Origin of the sequence: Pseudomonas sp. NPDC078416, assembly GCF_050268485.1 — a bacterium.
Classification (GTDB): Bacteria; Pseudomonadota; Gammaproteobacteria; order Pseudomonadales; family Pseudomonadaceae; genus Aquipseudomonas.
This window is the reverse complement of record NZ_JBNNGV010000009.1, coordinates 46,643-62,961: the sequence shown is the minus strand read 5'-3', so window position 1 is coordinate 62,961 and position 16,319 is coordinate 46,643. Positions and strand designations below refer to the sequence as shown.

Sequence of the window (16,319 nt, the reverse complement as noted above, 5' to 3'; positions counted from 1 at the left end):
TCATTCCTCAGGGAGTAACGGTGCTGGCAACCGTCAGGGACGATTGCCAGCACAGTACAACAGCTCTCGCGACTCAGCTATCAGTGGTGATCGACTTTGATGGTCGGATCCGCACCGCTCACCAGCGAGTTGACCATGGAATTGCTCCAGGTCACGCCTTCCACCTTGATGTGGACATCAGCCGTGGTCGCTGCGGCAGCCGCAGAGACATTCGACGCGAACTGCCCGGTGGTGCTGACCTGCAGAATGGTGTCATGGCCATCGTTGCTGACCTGCAGATACTTGCTGAGGGTGTCGGTGTCTTCACCTTGCAGCAGGTCACGCAGGTCAATGCGGTCGCCAGCGTCCTTGTTGAAGTCCTTGATCACGTCAACGCCACCGCTGTTGGTGTCGCCGGCTTTCCAGGTGAACGTGTCCGCACCGGCGCCGCCGAAGAGGATGTCGTTGCCTTTGCCGCCGACGAGCACGTCATTGCCACCCTGACCGAACAGGATGTCATTGCCATTGCCGCCCAGCAGCGTGTCGTTGCCGTCCAGCGAGGTCGATGACTTGCCGGCCAGGTCTGCGACCTGATCAATGTGGCTGGTCACGAACGAATGCAGCGTCTTGTCATCGATGGTCGACACGTTGACGTGCAAGGTATCTGCCGCGAATGCCTTCAGCGCCGTAATGCCGCCCTGGTTGTTGAAGGTGATCAGATCACCGAACAGGATGTCATTGCCGTCGCCACCATTAACGGTGTCGCTGCCCGGAGCGATCGCTTTCTGGTCGCCCAGTACCGCTTTGGCCAGGTCATCGGCGTTGACGTTGGTCTGCGCGTGGCCGTCGCTGTCGTAGTGATTGAGCGTGCTCGTCTTGACCGCCGAGTTCAGGCCGATCGCTTCGATGGTGGGCGACTGCTTCAGCAGCAGTGCGTAACCGGTGTCCGCTTCAGCCAGCACGACGCTGCTGCCGTTGGTTTCAGGTGAATTCAGGCTGTATTCCTGACCGCCCATACCGTCGGCGTGGCTGGCGAGGGTGCCCACAAGCTTGCCGGTTGTGCTGCTGGCGTAGCTGTAAACATGGCCCACGGTGTCGATGGCAACTTTGCCGTTCACCGAATACGTGCTGCCCAGATGCCAGCTTTCCAGGCCCGTCGCCAATGTGATTGCCGTGCCGTTCACCGTACCGAGCACCGTGCTGGTGTTCTGGTAAACGTTAGGCTCGCCGTCGGTGATGAAGTAAGTGCGGTTCTCGCCCGTCGGGTTGGTGCTGTTCAAGCCGGCAAACCAGTTCGCCGTGGTCTTGAACGCATCTTCGTAGTTGGTGGTACCGCCCGATGTCATGGTCGCCAGAGCAGCGGCCAATGTTTTCAGGGCAGCAGCCTTGTCAGACATGTCCACCGACACGGTCGAGCGCACGTTGGTGTCGAAATCCACCAGCAGCACGTTGATCTTGCCGGCGTTGGCCGTTTGAGCACCGTTCGCCAGTTTCTCGAAGACCGATTGCAGCTGGGTCTTCGCGGTGTCGAGGGTTTTGCCCATGCTGCCCGAGCTGTCGACGATGAAGGCGATGTTGTAGCTCTTGCCCTGCACGATGGTCGTGCCGCTGACGTCGCCAACAATGATGTCGCCGCCGGTGGTGCCGTTGATGGGCGTCGGGTCGGTGCCGGCCAGGCCTTCACTCGAGTTGTAGGTCTGAGACTCGACAGTGACGGTGATCGCCTTGCTGTCGCTGGCGCTGGCCACGGCGCTTGGGACGCCTGGCACCGTTGCTTCGGTCGCCGTCGCTGTAGCGTTCAGCGTGAACTTGCCGCTGAAGTAGTCAGGCGTGGTGATGCTCAGCGTCGACAGGTCGAAGTTGCTGACGTCAATCGTGTCCATCACGGTTTTGCCGTTTTCGACATGGGTCGTCACGGTGGCCGTGTGGCCCGCGGCGTCGGTCAGGATCGAGCCGGCCGGTGCGCCGCCGCTCAAGGTCGTGACGTGAGTCTCCGAACCGTCGAGGCTGTCACCGAACACCGCCTGTACCGGGCTCAGCTTGATCGCGGCGCCTTCGGTGCCGTGGTTCAGCTCGTAACCGGTGTAGTAACCCTCACCGCTGCCAACCGTGCCTTCGTGCAACGGCGAGACGTTCAGGCCGGAAGCCTTGAGGTCATCGACCGTTGCGAACAGCAGCACGTTGCTGCCGTTCAGGGCCACGGTCTGAGTCGCGCCGGTGCTGATGGTCTTGTCGACCAGATTGATGCTGTAGCTGCCCGGGCCCGCCTGGTTGTAGTGGTAGATGTCCAGGGTGTAGTAGCCAGACTCCGTCGGCGTAAAGCCCGCACTCTGGATCTTGCCACCCGCGCCCCATGTGGCGTTGGCTGCAGTCTGGCCACCTACGGTGATCAACAGACTGTCGTCCGCGGTACCGGAGAAGGTGTAGGTGTGGCCGGCTTCCATGTAGACCAGACCGGACAACTTGGTGCCGGTGGCGACAGCGACGGAAGAGTCCTGCGCAGCGGTGGCGACGGTGTGAGTGGTCGAAGCAACGGTGGTGTTGAAGCCAGCCTTGATGGTCGCTTCGTTGGCGCCGCTGCCGTCGGTGCCCATGTTCTTCAATGTACCGACGTAGACGTCCTTGACCAGACCGGTCGACTGAACGACGCCGGAACCCAGTGTCACCAGCGGTTGGTCGGCGACAGGTGCCACGCTGATGGTGCCGGTGGCTTTGACCGAACTCGCCAGACCCTGATCGTCGACTGCCTTGTAGGTAAACGAGGTGCTGCCCGCCCAATCGGCGGCCGGCTTGAAGTACACCGTTGCAGCGTTGCCGACTGCCGCGATGCTGCTCAGGCTGGTCAGCGCGACCTTGCCCGCAGCATCCGCGTAGAACGTACCGTGTGCCGCCATGTCGACCAGGTTGAAGTGGTCGATTTTGCTGTCCACGTCGGTCGCGCTCAGCGTTACGGCGATAGCCGGGCTGTCTTCGTTACCGCTGCCGGTCGTGGCGTTGGCCACCGGAACATCGTTGACCGTCGTGATGTGAATCGTCGACGTGGTGTTGGCGATGTTGTTGGTAGCGCTGCCGTCGTTGACGCTGATGTTGATGATGCGGTCGTCTTTGACAGGGTCGTGGGACGTGCTGTCGAAAGTGATCGACGAGATCGCCGTCTGGTACTGAGCCGCCGTGCCCGCACCGAACGTGATGACCTTGCCGGTCACGACGTTGTTGGTGACGATGTCAGTGGTGGTGACGCTCAGGCCCGCGGTGTTGCCGATCGCCAGCAGATCACCCGCCTTGTAGTTGGTCAGCGTGACAGTGGCGCTTTGCAGCGTCGGGCTGTCGGCATCGCTGACGGTGAAGTCGCGAGCGATAAAACCTGGACCTTTGCCCGGCGCGGTGACATCGCCGCCGACCAGGGTTTCGTTCCAGGTGTTGCCGAATTCCTTGCCATCGCCGGTGTGGCCGATGACAGGCGCGTCGTTCACGGCGGTGACCGTGATCTTGCTGCCGGCAACCAGCGAATCCTGCGTACCGGTGCCGTCGCCTTTCGCGCCGGAGTCGGTCACTTGAACCGTCACGGCACGGTCACCCGCCTGAGGGTTATCGCCCGGGCTGTTGAAGGTGATCGACTGGATCAGCGCCTTGTACTGGTCAACGGTCGCGATGCCGGTGATTTTGAAGCCGTTCACCAGGCCAGCATCGTTGTGGGTTTCCACCACGCTGACGCCTTTCGGCGCAGTGCCGGTGAAGGTCAGCACGTCGCCCGTTTTCACATCGACCGAAACCACGGCCTTGCTCAAGGTGGTGTTGTCGACGTCGGCCAGGTTCAGGTTCTTGACGATCGAGACCGCCGCGTCGTTTTCAGTGAAGCCGACCGATGCGGTGCTCACGGTCGGTACATCGTTGACCGTGGTGATATGGATCGTCGAGGTCGTGGACGCGATGTTATTGACCGTGCTGCCGTCGTCGATGCTGATGTTGATGATGCGGTCGACTTTCGACGGGTCATGGGACGTGTTGTCGAAGGTGATCGACTGAATCGCCGTCTGGTACTGGGCGGCTGTGCCTGCGCCGAACGTGATGGTCTTGCCGGTCACTGCACCGGAAGCGTCTTTTACATCACTCACGGTGTAGGTCAGGGCGCCCGGCTTGCCGACATTCAGGACATCGCCGTCCTTGAAGTTGGTCAGCGTGACGGTCGCGCTTTTCAGCGTGGTGCTGTCAGCATCGTTCAGGGTGAAATCGCGAGCGATCTGACCTGGGCCTTTGCCCGGCGCGGTGACATCGCCACCCACGGCGGTTTCGTTCCAGGTGTTGCCGAACTCTTTGCCCGTCCCGGTGTGGCCGATGACGGGCGCGTCGTTCACGGCGATGACGTTGATCTGGCTGTTATGGACCACAGTCAGGTTGTCAGTGCCGTTGGCATCGGCGTCGGTCACGGCGATGGTCACGCCGCGTGGCGTGGTGCTCGGGTTATCGCTGTTGTCGGCGTAGGTGATCGACTTGATCAGGGTTTCGTAGTTGGCAACCGAAGCCTTGCCGGTTAGGTCGATAACGATGTTGCCGTTGGCGTCGTTGCTCAGGGTGTACTTGATGCCCAGGCCCGTGTCGCCAGACGTACCGTCTTTGTAGTACTGGGAAACGATCAGGTCTTCAGCCTGGATACCGGTCAGCGTGATTTTCGCGCTGCTCAGCTGAGTGCTGTCGATGTCGGCGATGCTGAAGTCTTTGACGATCGGCGTTGCCGCGCCGTTTTCGGTGTAGGTGATGCTGCCGAAATTCACGACCGGTGCGTCGTTCACTGGCGTCACGGTCACGGTCAGCGGCTGTTGGGTCGTCGCGGACGGACCGTTCAGTTCGGTGGACGTTGCGTTGACGGTCAGGTTGATCTGGCCGTTGAAGTTTTCCGGTGGCGTGATGGTCACCTTGGTCAGGTCCCAGCCGTCGAGCGCTGCAGTGCCGTTGCCGCCGGCAGTTGACGTGTAGCTGTGAGTGCCATCGGTGACGACGGCACCGACCGGAACGCCGGAAACGGTCAGGTGGCTCAGGCTCTCGGAACCGTCGTTATCGACCAGCGTGGTGCCGATGTTCAGGTGGATGGCCGTGTCTTCCGGGCCGGTAACCGCAGGCGCGATCACGGTCGGGGCATCTGCAACCGGTGCCACATGGACGTTGAACGTCAGGTCTTTGCTGACCGGCGACGCTGCGCCGTCTTGGGCGGTGGCGGTCACGGTCAGGGCGATGTCGCCGCTGAAGTTGGCCGGCGGGGTGAGCTTGAGTTTGCTCAGGTCCCAATCCGTCACGTCAGTCGCGGTCGCACCGGCAGTGGCGTTGAAGGTGTGCGTGCCGTCGCTCAGGGAAGCGCCCACCGGAATGCCCTTCATGCTGACGGTCAGGGTTTCGGAACCGTCGACGTCAGTGGTCGCTGCCTTGATGGTCGACAGCAGAATCGCGTTGTCTTCCAGGCCGCTGTTCAGGTGCTCGGTGACGCTGATGTTGTTGACCACGCCGCCGAAGGAGTTCGCGTCGCCGGCCTTGAATTCCAGCTTCGCGCTGCCGTCGGTGGTGACCGGCACGTCGAAGGTGTAGGTCTTCAGACCCACCACGGTATTGGTCAGCGTGCCGACCAGCTTGCCGCCCCAGAAGACGTTGATCAGCGAGTTGTCGACCGCGCCTGCACGGACCGAATAATCGAGCGAAACGGTGTAGGTCGCGCCGGCTTTGGCGTCGATGTTGGTGTACAGATTGCTCGGGTCGCCGCTGTTGCGCTCCAGCTCCAGCACCTGGCTGTTGTTGCTGTTGCCGGCAACGCCGTAGGTACCCGGGGTGTGGATCTCAACGGTGCCGCCGCTGTTGTCGGTGTGCCACGCGCCGCTGCCGATGTTGCCGATCACGGTCGTCGTCGCGCCGTTCACGTTCAGCGAAGCCACGGTCTGATCGCCCACGAGGGACAGGGCAGGGGTGTCGGTGACCGGGTTGACCGTGATGGTGCCGTTGGCCGGTGTGGTGTCTGCCTGACCCTGATTGTCGACGGCGGTGTAGGTGAACTGGGTGCTGCCGCTCCAGTCGCCATCCGGCTTGAAGTAGACGGTTGCGCTGTTGCCGGTCGCCTTGATGACGCTGGTGCCGTCCAGTGCCTGAGTGCCTGCGGCATCGGCGTAGAACGTACCGTGCTGACCCAGGTTGACCAGGTTGAAGTGGTCAATGGTGCCATCGACGTCGGTGCCGGTCAGCTTGACCGCGACGGTGTTGTCTTCGTCGCCCGTGGCCGCTGCTGGCTTGGTCACCGGCGCATCGTTGACGGCAATCACGTTGATCTGGCTGTCGTGAACGACGGTCAGGTTGCTGGTGCCATTGGCATCAGCGTCGGTAACCGCGATGGTCACGCCGCGCGGTGCGGTGCTCGGGTTGTTGCTGTTGTCGGCGTAGGTGATCGACTTGATCAGGGTTTCGTAGTTGGCAACCGAAGCCTTGCCGGTCAGGTCGATAACGATGTTGCCGTTGGCGTCGTTGCTCAGGGTGTACTTGATACCCAGGCCCGTGTCGCCAGACGTACCGTCTTTGTAGTACTGCGAAACGATCAGGTCTTCGCCTTTGATGCCGGTCAGCGTGATTTTGGCGCTGGTCAGCTCAGTGCTGTCGACGTCGGTGATGCTGAAGTCTTTGACGATCGGCGTCGCTGCACCGTTTTCGGTGTAGGTGATGCTGCCGAAGTCGACGACAGGCGCGTCGTTGACGGGCGTTACGGTGATGGTGCCGGTTGCCGGGGTGGTCGAAGCCGTGCCCTGATTATCGACAGCGGTGTAGGTGAACGGCGTGGTGCCATTCCAGTTCGCGTCCGGCTTGAAGTAGATCGTCGCGCCGTTGTTGGTGGCGGTGATGTCGTTCAAGTTGGTCAGCGGCTGAGTGCCAGCCGCGTCGGAGTAGAACGTGCCGTTGGCAGGCGTGTTGACCAGGTTGAAGTGGTCGATCGTGCCGTCCACGTCAGAGCCGGTCAGCTTGACCGCAACGAGCGTGTCTTCGTTGCCGTTGCCGGTGGCTGTGTTAACGACCGGTGCATCGTTGACCGACGCGACGTTCACAGTCAGTGACTGCGTCGTGGTGGCCGAATCTTTGTTGGCGCCTTCGGTCGACGTCGAGCTCACTTGCAGGTTGAACGAGCCGTTGAAGTCTTTCGGCGGCGTGATGGTCAGTGTGCTCAGGTTCCAGCCGGTGAGGTAAGCCTCGCCATCGCCGCCTTCAGAAACAGGGAGGGAGGTGTAGCTGTGGCCGTTGCCATCACTCAGCACCGCGCCCACTGGAATGCCGCCCACAATGACCGGGCCGAGGGATTCAGAACCGTCGGTGTCCACCAGTACAGCGCTCAGTTCCAGCTTGATGGCGCTGTCTTCATCGCCCTGGGCGTTGGTGACGGTGACGATCGGGGCATCCGCCACAGGCGTGACGTTGATCGTGCCAGTTGCCGTGTTGCCGGCGGGCAGGTTCTGGTTGTCGACCGCGGTGTAGGTGAAGGTGGTGTCACCGGCCCAGTTAGCGTCCGGCTTGAAGTAGATCGTCGCGCCATTGCCGCTGGCGGCGATGTTGGTCAAGTTGGTCAGCGGTTGGGTGCCGGCGGCGTCGGAGTAGAAGGTGCCGTGTGCAGGCGCAGTGACCAGGTTGAAGTGGCCGATAGTGCCATCAACATCTGAGCCAGACAGCTTGACCGCGATGGTGGTGTCTTCGTTACCTGCACCCGAAGCGGCGTTAACAACCGGCGCGTCGTTCACGGCAATCACGTTGATCTGGCTGTCGTGTACGACGGTCAGGTTGTTGGTGCCGTTGGCATCCACGTCGGTCACAGCAATGGTCACGCCGCGCGGTGCGGTGCTCGGGTTCTCGCTGTTGTCGGCGTAGGTGATCGACTTGATCAGGGTTTCGTAGTTGGCAACCGAAGCCTTGCCAGTCAAGTCGATGACGATGTTGCCGTTGGCGTCGTTGCTCAGTTTGTAGCTGATACCCAGACTGGTGGTACCGGTGGTGCCATCGGTGCCGCCTTTGTAGTACTGGGAAACGATCAGGTCTTCAGCCCGAATACCGGTCAGCGTGATCTTCGCGCTGCTCAGCTCTGTGCTGTCGACGTCGGTGATGCTGAAGTTGTTGACGATCGCGATCGGTGCACCGTTTTCGGTGTACGTGATGCTGCCGAAGTTGACCACCGGCGCGTCATTGACGGCCGTGACGTTGATTGTGCCAGTGCCTGGAGTGGCGGCGGGCAGACCTTGATTGTCGACAGCGGTGTAGGTGAACGGCGTGGTGCCATTCCAGTTCGCGTCCGGCTTGAAGTAGATCGTCGCGCCATTGTTGGTGGCGGTGATGCTGGTGGTGCCAGTGAGCGGCTGGGTACCGGCAGCGTCGGAGTAGAAGGTGCCGTTGGCAGGCGTGTTGACCAGGTTGAAGTGGTCAATGGTGCCGTCCACGTCGGAGCCGGTCAGCTTGACCGCGACGATAGTGTCTTCGTTGCCATTGCCGGTGGCGGCGTTAACAACCGGCGCGTCGTTCACGGCAATCACGTTGATCTGGCTGTCGTGAACAACCGTCTGGTTGTTGGTGCCGTTGGCATCCACGTCGGTCACAGCGATGGTCACGCCGCGTGGCGTGGTGCTTGGGTTTTCGCTGTTGTCGGCGTAGGTGATCGACTTGATCAGGGTTTCGTAGTTGGCGACCGAAGCCTTGCCAGTCAGGTCGATGACGATGTTGCCGTTGGCGTCGTTGCTCAGCTTGTAGCTGATACCCAGATCGGTGGTGCCGGTGGTGCCGTCGGTGCCACCTTTGTAGTACTGGGAGACGATCAGGTCTTCAGCCTGAATGCCGGTCAGCGTAATTTTCGCGCTGCTCAGCTGAGTGCTGTCGACGTCGGTGATGCTGAAGTCTTTGACGATCGGCGTCGCCGCACCGTTTTCGGTGTAGGTGATGCTGCCGAAATTCACGACCGGTGCGTCGTTGACTGGCGTCACCGTGATGGTGCCCGTGGCCGGGGTTGTGGAAGCCGTGCCCTGATTATCGACAGCGGTGTACGTGAATGGCGTGGTGCCGTTCCAGTTCGCGTCCGGCTTGAAGTAGATCGTCGCACCGTTGTTGGTGGCGGTGATGTTGGTCAAGTTGGTCAGCGGCTGAGTGCCAGCAGCGTCGGAGTAGAAGGTGCCGTTGGCAGGCGTGTTGACCAGGTTGAAGTGGTCGATGGTGCCATCCACGTCAGAGCCGGTCAGTTTGACCGCAACGACTGTGTCTTCGCTACCATTACCGGTGGCCGGGTTGACGACAGGCGCATCGTTGACTGGCGCGACGTTGACGGTCAGGGACTCAGTCGTGGTCGCTTTTTGGCCGGTCAGCTCAGTCGATGTCGAGCTCACTTGCAGCGTGATCGAGCCGTTGAAGTCAGCCGGTGGTGTCAGGGTCAGCTTGGTCAGGTCCCAGCCCTGGATAACGACTTTGCCGTCGCCGGTCGGGATCGAGGTGTAGCTGTTTTTGCCATCGGTCAGCACAGCGCCGACCGGTATGCCGCCCACGGTCAGGCCGCTCAGGCTTTCCGAACCGTCGGTGTCGACCAGTGCAGTGCCCACGCTGATCTTGATCGCGGTGTCTTCATCGCCCTGGGCGGTGGTGACGGTAACAATCGGAGCATCAGCCACTGGCGTGACATTGATCGTGCCAGTTGCCGTGTTGCCGGCTGGCAGGTTCTGGTTGTCGACAGCGGTATAGGTGAAGTTGGTGTCGCCTGCCCAGTTTGCGTCCGGCTTGAAGTAGATCGTCGCGCCGTTGTTGGTCGCGGTAATGTTGGTCAAGTTGGTCAGCGGCTGGGTACCGGCAGCGTCGGAGTAGAAGGTGCCGTGTGCAGGCGCAGTAACCAGGTTGAAGTGGCCAATGGTGCCGTCGACGTCAGAGCCCGTCAGCTTGACGGCGATGGTGGTGTCTTCGTTGCCCTTGACCGACGCAGCGTTAACAACCGGCGCATCGTTGACCGCGGTCACGTCGATTTGACCGGTGGCGCTGCCCGACAGGTTGTTGGTGCCATTGGCATCAACGTCGGTCACTTCGATGGTCACGCCACGTGGGGCAGTGCTTGGGTTATCGCTGCTGTTGGCATAGGTGATCGAGTTGATCAGCGTGGTGTAGTCGGCGATCGACGCCTTGCCGGTCAGGTCGATGATGATGTTGCCATCGGCATCGTTGCTGAGGTTGTAGCTGATGCCCAGAGTAGTGGTGCCACTGTTTGCACCGGTGTAGTACTGGGAAACGATCAGGTCTTCAGCCTGAATGCCGGTCAGCGTGATTTTCGCGCTGCTCAGTTGAGCGCTGTCGACGTCGCCGATCTGCAGATTGCTGACCAATGCCTGAGGCGCGCCGTTTTCGACGTAGTCAGGGTTGGTGAAGGTGACGGTGGGTGCGTCGTTGACCGGGCCGACGTTTACGGTCAGGGACTGGGTCGTGGTGGCCGAATCCTTGTTGGCGCTTTCGGTCGACGTCGAGCTCACTTGCAGGGTGATCGGGCCGTTGAAGTCTTTCGGCGGCGTGATCGTCAGGTTGGTCAGATCCCAGCCATTGATGTAGACCGCGCCATCGCCTGTCGGGATCGAGGTGTAGCTGTGGGTGCCATCCGTCAGCACGGCGCCAACCGGAATACCTGACACGACGAACGGGCCCAGGGATTCCGAGCCATCGGTGTCGACCAGCGCGGTACTCACGTTCAGCTTGATCGCGGAGTCTTCATTACCTTGGGCGTCAGCAACGGTGACGATCGGGGCATCGGCCACCGGCGTAACGTTGATGATGCCGTTCGCTGGCGCGCCGGCTGGCAGGTTCTGGTTGTCGACAGCGGTGTAGGTGAAGCTGGTGTCACCGGCCCAGTTGGCGTCCGGCTTGAAGTAGATCGTCGCGCTGTTGTTGCTGGCGGCGATGTTGCTGAGGTTGGTCAGCGCCTGGGTACCGGCGGCATCGGCGTAGAACGTGCCGTGCTCGGCCATGGTGACCAGATTGAAGTGGTCAATGGTGCCGTCGACATCAGCGCCGGTCAGCTTGACCGCGATGGCGGTGTCTTCGTTGCCCTGGCCCACAGCCGCGTTAACGGTCGGCGCGTCGTTGACGGCAATCACGTTGATCTGGCCATCGTGCACGGCGGTCAGGTTAGTGGTGCCGTTGGCGTCCAGGTCGGTGACGGAAATGCTCACGCCACGCGGGACGGTGCTCGGGTTTTCGCTGTTGTCGGCGTACGTGAGCGACTTGATCACGGTCTCATAGTTGGCGACCGAGGCATTGCCCACCAGGTCGATCACGATGTTGCCGTTGGCGTCGTTGCTCAGCGTGTAGGTGATGCCCAGGCCGGTATCGCCGCTGTTGGTGCCTTTGTAGTACTGGGAAACGATCAGGTCTTCAGCCTGAATGCCGGTCAGTGTGATCTTCGCGCTGCTCAGCTGAGTGCTGTCGATGTCGGTGATGCTGAAGTTATTGACCAGCGCAACTGGCGCACCGTTTTCGGTGTAGGTCACGCTGTCGAAGTTGACCGCCGGGCCGTCGTTCACTGGCGTCACGTTGACGACCAGAGACTGGGTCGTGGTGGCCGAATCCTTGTTGGCGCCCTCGGTGGACGTCGAGCTCACTTGCAGGGTGATCGGGCCGTTGAAGTCTTTCGGCGGCGTGATCGTCAGGTTGGTCAGGTCCCAGCCATTGATGTAGACCGCGCCATCGCCTGTCGGGATCGAGGTGTAGCTGTGGGTGCCATCCGTCAGCACGGCGCCAACTGGAATACCCGACACGACGAACGGGCCCAGGGATTCGGAGCCGTCGGTGTCAACCAGCGCGGTGCTCAAGGTCAGCTTGATCGCCGTGTCTTCAGCGCCTTGGGCGTCGGCCACGGTCACGATCGGAGCATCGGCCACTGGTGTGACGTTGATGATGCCGTTGGCTGGCGCGCCGGCTGGCTGGCCCTGATTGTCGACCGCGGTGTAGGTGAAGCTGGTGTCGCCCGCCCAGTTGGCGTTCGGCTTGAAGTAGATCGTCGCGCCGTTGGCGGTGGCGGCGATGTTGCTGAGGTTGGTCAGCGCCTGGGTACCGGCGGCATCGGCATAGAACGTGCCGTTGGCCGCCAGTGTGACCAGGTTGAAGTGGTCAATGGTGCCGTCGACATCAGTGCCGGTCAGCTTGACCGCGATGGTGGTGTCTTCGTCGCCTTTGCCCGAGGCGTCGATGACGGTCGGTGCGTCGTTGACCGGGGTGATATCGACTTCGCCGGTGGCGCTGCCCGTCAGATTGTTGGTGCCGTGGGTGTCCACGTCAGTCACTTCGATCGTCACGCCGCGTGGGGTGGTGATCGGGGCGTCACTGCTGTTGGCGTAGGTGATCGAGTTGATCAGCGTGGTGTAGTCGGCGATCGAGGCGTTGCCGCTCAACTGAATGACGACGTTACCGTTGGCGTCGTTGCCCAGCGTGTAGCTGATGCCCGAAGCCGTGGTGCCGGTGTTGCCACCCTGGAAGGACGGCGAAGCGATCAGGTCTTCGGCCTGAACGCCGGTCACGGTGATCTTCGCGCCGCTCAGCTGGCCGCCGTCGACGTCGCCGATCTGCAGGTTGTTGACCAGTGCCTGAGGCGCGCCGTTTTCGACGTAATCGGTGCTGGTAAACGAGACGGTCGGGGCGTCGTTGACGGCGACGACGTGCACGATACTGGTGGCCGGTACGGAATCATTCTGGCCATCGTTGACGGTCACAGTGATGGTGCGATCAACGACGCTCGGGTCCTGGCTACCGTTCTGGAAGGTGATCGACTTGATCACGGCTTCGTATTCGGCGGCGGTGGCGGCACCGGTCAGGGTCAGCACGATCTGGCCGTTGACGGTGGCGGTGCTGACCGCGATGTTCGCGTTCGGGCTGCCCACCACCAGGGTGTCGGCGTCCTGAGCGTTGGTCAGGGTGACTTTCGCGCCTTGCAGGGTCGGGCTGTCGGCGTCAGTGACGGTCAACTGGTCGGCGATCGAAACGCCGGCCTGGCCTTCGGTGAAAGTGGTTTCGCTGTTGGTGCCGTTGCCGCCGCCATTCGGGTCGACAACCGGCAGAGCGTCGTTGTCGATGATGGTGGTGGTGACGCTGCCATTGGTCGCGCTGGCAACGATGTTCTCGAAGTTGCCGCCGGTGATGGCGCCGATCGCCACGGTGACGTTTTCAACGCCTTCCGGGATCGTGTCATTAAGGGTGTTCAGGTCGAAGGTGACGCTGCTGCTGTTGGCAGGGATCTTCACGCTGACCACTTGGGTGTAGTCGGTGCCGTTGGCTGCGGTGCCGCTGTACGTCAGGTTGATCGTGACTTCGGTCTGCGCCGGGTTGCTCAGCGTAATGGTGTACGTGGCGGTCTGGCCTTCAGTCACCGACTGGGTGCCGGTGATACTGGCAACGGTGGTGTCGATACTGTCGACGATCTGCACCACCGCCGGCGCCGTATCCGGCACCAGGTTTTCGAAGTTGCCGCCGGTCGCGCCGGTGATCGTGGTGTTGATAACGGTGTTGGTGTTGTAGACGTCATTGGCGGGAGCTGCGACGACAACCGAGCCAGTGGACTCGCCCGCACGGATGGTGATGGTCGAGCCGTCGGACAGCGTGACGTTGACCGGAGTCTGTGCCGGGTTGGTCAGCGTGGCGGTGTAAGTGATCGAGGTGCCTTCGACAGACGTCGGCGCAGCGCTGAGGCTGACCGTGGTGGTGTCGATGGTGTCGGTGATGGTAGTCACCGCCGGAGTCGGGTCGGTCGTCACGACCAGACCGCCACCGCCCGTTGTGCCCGTGATGGTAGTGCTGATAACTGACGGGTCGATGTACGGCGTATTGTTGTCAGCCAGTTGAACAGTGGTAGAGCCCGACGTGTCGCCGCCACGGATGACAATGGTCGATCCGTTGGACAGGGTGACCGTCAGGTCCGACGTCGGGGCCTGTGTGATGTTCGCCGTGTAAACCAGCGCGCCGCCGGCTTCGGTCAGTGTCTGGGTGGCGGTCAATGTCAGGGTGCCCGTAGGCGTAGGCGCGACGGGGGTGCCGCCGTTGTCGTTACCGTTGTCGATCGCCAGGCCGTTGCTCAGCGTAGGCGGCGGAACGGCCGTCGTCCCCAGGCCGTTGGTCGGGAAGCCGATGGTCGGATTCACTTCGCCCGCGGTCTCGGTGAGCATCACCACGCTGTGGCCGCCGCCTGCGTTGCCGCCATCACCTGGCGCTGCTTGCGGACCTGCTGCAGTGGCTTCGAGGTCTTTGGTCGGGTCGGCGCCGGCCGCGATGGCCTGCTGCAATTCAGCAACGGACGGTGCCGCTTGTGCGGTGGCTTCGGCAAGGTTGGTGGTGGAAGCCGGGGCGTCTGCGCTCCACTGGCTGTCGCGGCCGATGTCCAGTTGACGGCCATCAGCAAGCTGCAGCGTGACTGCGCCTCCCGGGCCTGTCAGAACCTGCTCGCCGGTGAACAACCGGTCACCCTCGATGAGCACACGACGAATCCCTTCCGGGGAAACTGCGACGACCTGGCCAACAATGCTTTTGACGATGGCAACAACACTGCTCATGGGGGTGACTCTCCGAAATTACCGTTCAGTTGGTATCCATCATGCTGGCCGGCCTTTACTAACGCCGCTTCATTACTGGAATACGTAAAGATTCGCATTTGTTTCATTGCCAGATAACAAGTTAGGGAACTTATTAAGTTGCTCGTAATCTGGCGTCAATTTATTAACAGCAGGTCGGCGCAGGAATTAACTTTCTGCCAAAGTATTGACCTATTCGGCGACATCCTAAACAATCGCATCCGTAATGTCACATTGATATTTGATGAGATCGCGTATTTCTGCAGTGTGATCGCAAGCGCCCTTCAGAACACTCTCGAAACGATCACTTCAATGGCCATTTTTACGATGCGGCAGTGTGTATTGCTGCATTTTGAACAAGTACGTTCTCGGGAAATCACCAAAATGCGTAAGCACCTCTTCACTGCTGTACCCCTTATCCTGTGTGCCGGCTTCAGTCAGGCTCAGACGCTACAGTCCGCCATGCAGAAAGCCATGGACGAGCATCCCGAGGTGCAGGCCGGCATTAATGCCCGTATCGCCCAGGACTACGCGCTGCGCGCTGCAAAAGGCGGCTACCTGCCGCGTGTCGATGTTACGGCGGGCTACGGCCGGGCCGGTTCCGATACGCCAAGCACCCGTGCCTCGACCGGTCGTCATGATTACCAGACGCTGGACCGCGGCGAGTCGCAAATCCGTCTTCAGCAAATGCTGTTTGATGGCTTTGCAACAAGTAACGAAGTTGCGCGTCAACAAGCCACCGCCAATTCCCGGGCGTATTCGCTGTTAAATACGACCGAACGTACCGCTTTGACTGTTGCACAGGTCTATCTGGATGTTCTTACTCAACGTGAAATGGTTCGGCTGGCCGAAGAAAACCTGAAGAGTCACGAACGTATTTACGACCAAATCAAACTCCGTACTTCCCGCGGTGTGGGTCGTATGGCCGATATGGACCAGGCCGATGCCCGTCTGGCACAGGCTCGTAACAACCTGATCACCGAACAAACCAATCTGGCCGACGCCCAAACCAACTACCTGAGTGCCGTTGGTCTGGAAGCTGACCAGCTGGAAGCGCCGTCGCCGTTCGCCATGATGCCCGCCGATCTCAACGAAGCCCGCCGCCAGATGCTGGAAAACAGCCCGGTGCTGCGCTCGGCCGAAGCCGACATCGTTGCCGCTGAAAAGCAGTACACCTCGGCGCAGTCCAATTACTACCCGCGTTTCGATGCAGAACTGGGCCGCAATGCCGATAACAACATTGGCGGCGACGAAGGCCACAACAATGGCTGGGAAGCCATGGTGCGCATGCGCTTCAACCTGTACGCCGGTGGCAGCAACAAGGCCGACCTGCAATCCAAGTCGTACCTGTCGAGTCAGGCACTGGATATCCGCAACAATGCGCTGCGTCAGTTGAATGAAGAACTGGGCCTGGCCTGGAACGCCTACAACAACGCCAACGCCCAGGTGCCGATCGCTCAGCAGTACGTCGAGCGTGCCAACAGCGTGCGTACCTCATACCAGCAGCAATTCAGTCTGGGAGAGCGTACCCTGCTCGACCTTCTCGACAGCGAGAACGAGTTGTTCACGGCGCAACAGCGTCTGGTGCAGCTGAAGAACCTGCAGACGTACACCCAGTACCGCATCAAGGCGGACATGGGCACTCTGTTGAAAAGCCAAGGCGTCGTGGCCCCGATGGCATCGGTTGTGCAGAACGATGTGAAACCGACAGTTCAGCTGCCGGGCATGAACTGATTCTTGACGGAGTCAGCTTCTTTTAACCGT

2 protein-coding genes are annotated in these 16,319 nt (G+C 61.0%); one reads left to right on the top strand and one right to left on the bottom strand.

Going from position 1 to position 16,319, the window contains the following annotated elements:
* Nucleotides 1-80 precede the first annotated feature (80 nt).
* Complete coding sequence (locus tag ACQKEN_RS11180; RefSeq protein WP_427685504.1) at nucleotides 81-14,537, bottom strand: retention module-containing protein; 14,457 nt, start codon at nucleotides 14,535-14,537, stop codon at nucleotides 81-83.
* Between the two features lie 402 nt (nucleotides 14,538-14,939).
* Here ACQKEN_RS11180 and ACQKEN_RS11175 point away from each other — a divergent pair, with 402 nt between their 5' ends.
* Nucleotides 14,940-16,289: a TolC family outer membrane protein gene (locus tag ACQKEN_RS11175; RefSeq protein ID WP_427685564.1), complete on the top strand. Its 1,350-nt coding sequence runs from the start codon at nucleotides 14,940-14,942 to the stop codon at nucleotides 16,287-16,289.
* Nucleotides 16,290-16,319: the final 30 nt, after the last annotated feature.

Coding starts and splice junctions, on each gene's coding strand:
- ACQKEN_RS11175 (WP_427685564.1), top strand. CDS start 14,940: ATGCGTAAGCACCTCTTCACTGCTGTACCCCTTATCCTGTGTGCCGGC.
- ACQKEN_RS11180 (WP_427685504.1), bottom strand. CDS start 14,537: ATGAGCAGTGTTGTTGCCATCGTCAAAAGCATTGTTGGCCAGGTCGTC.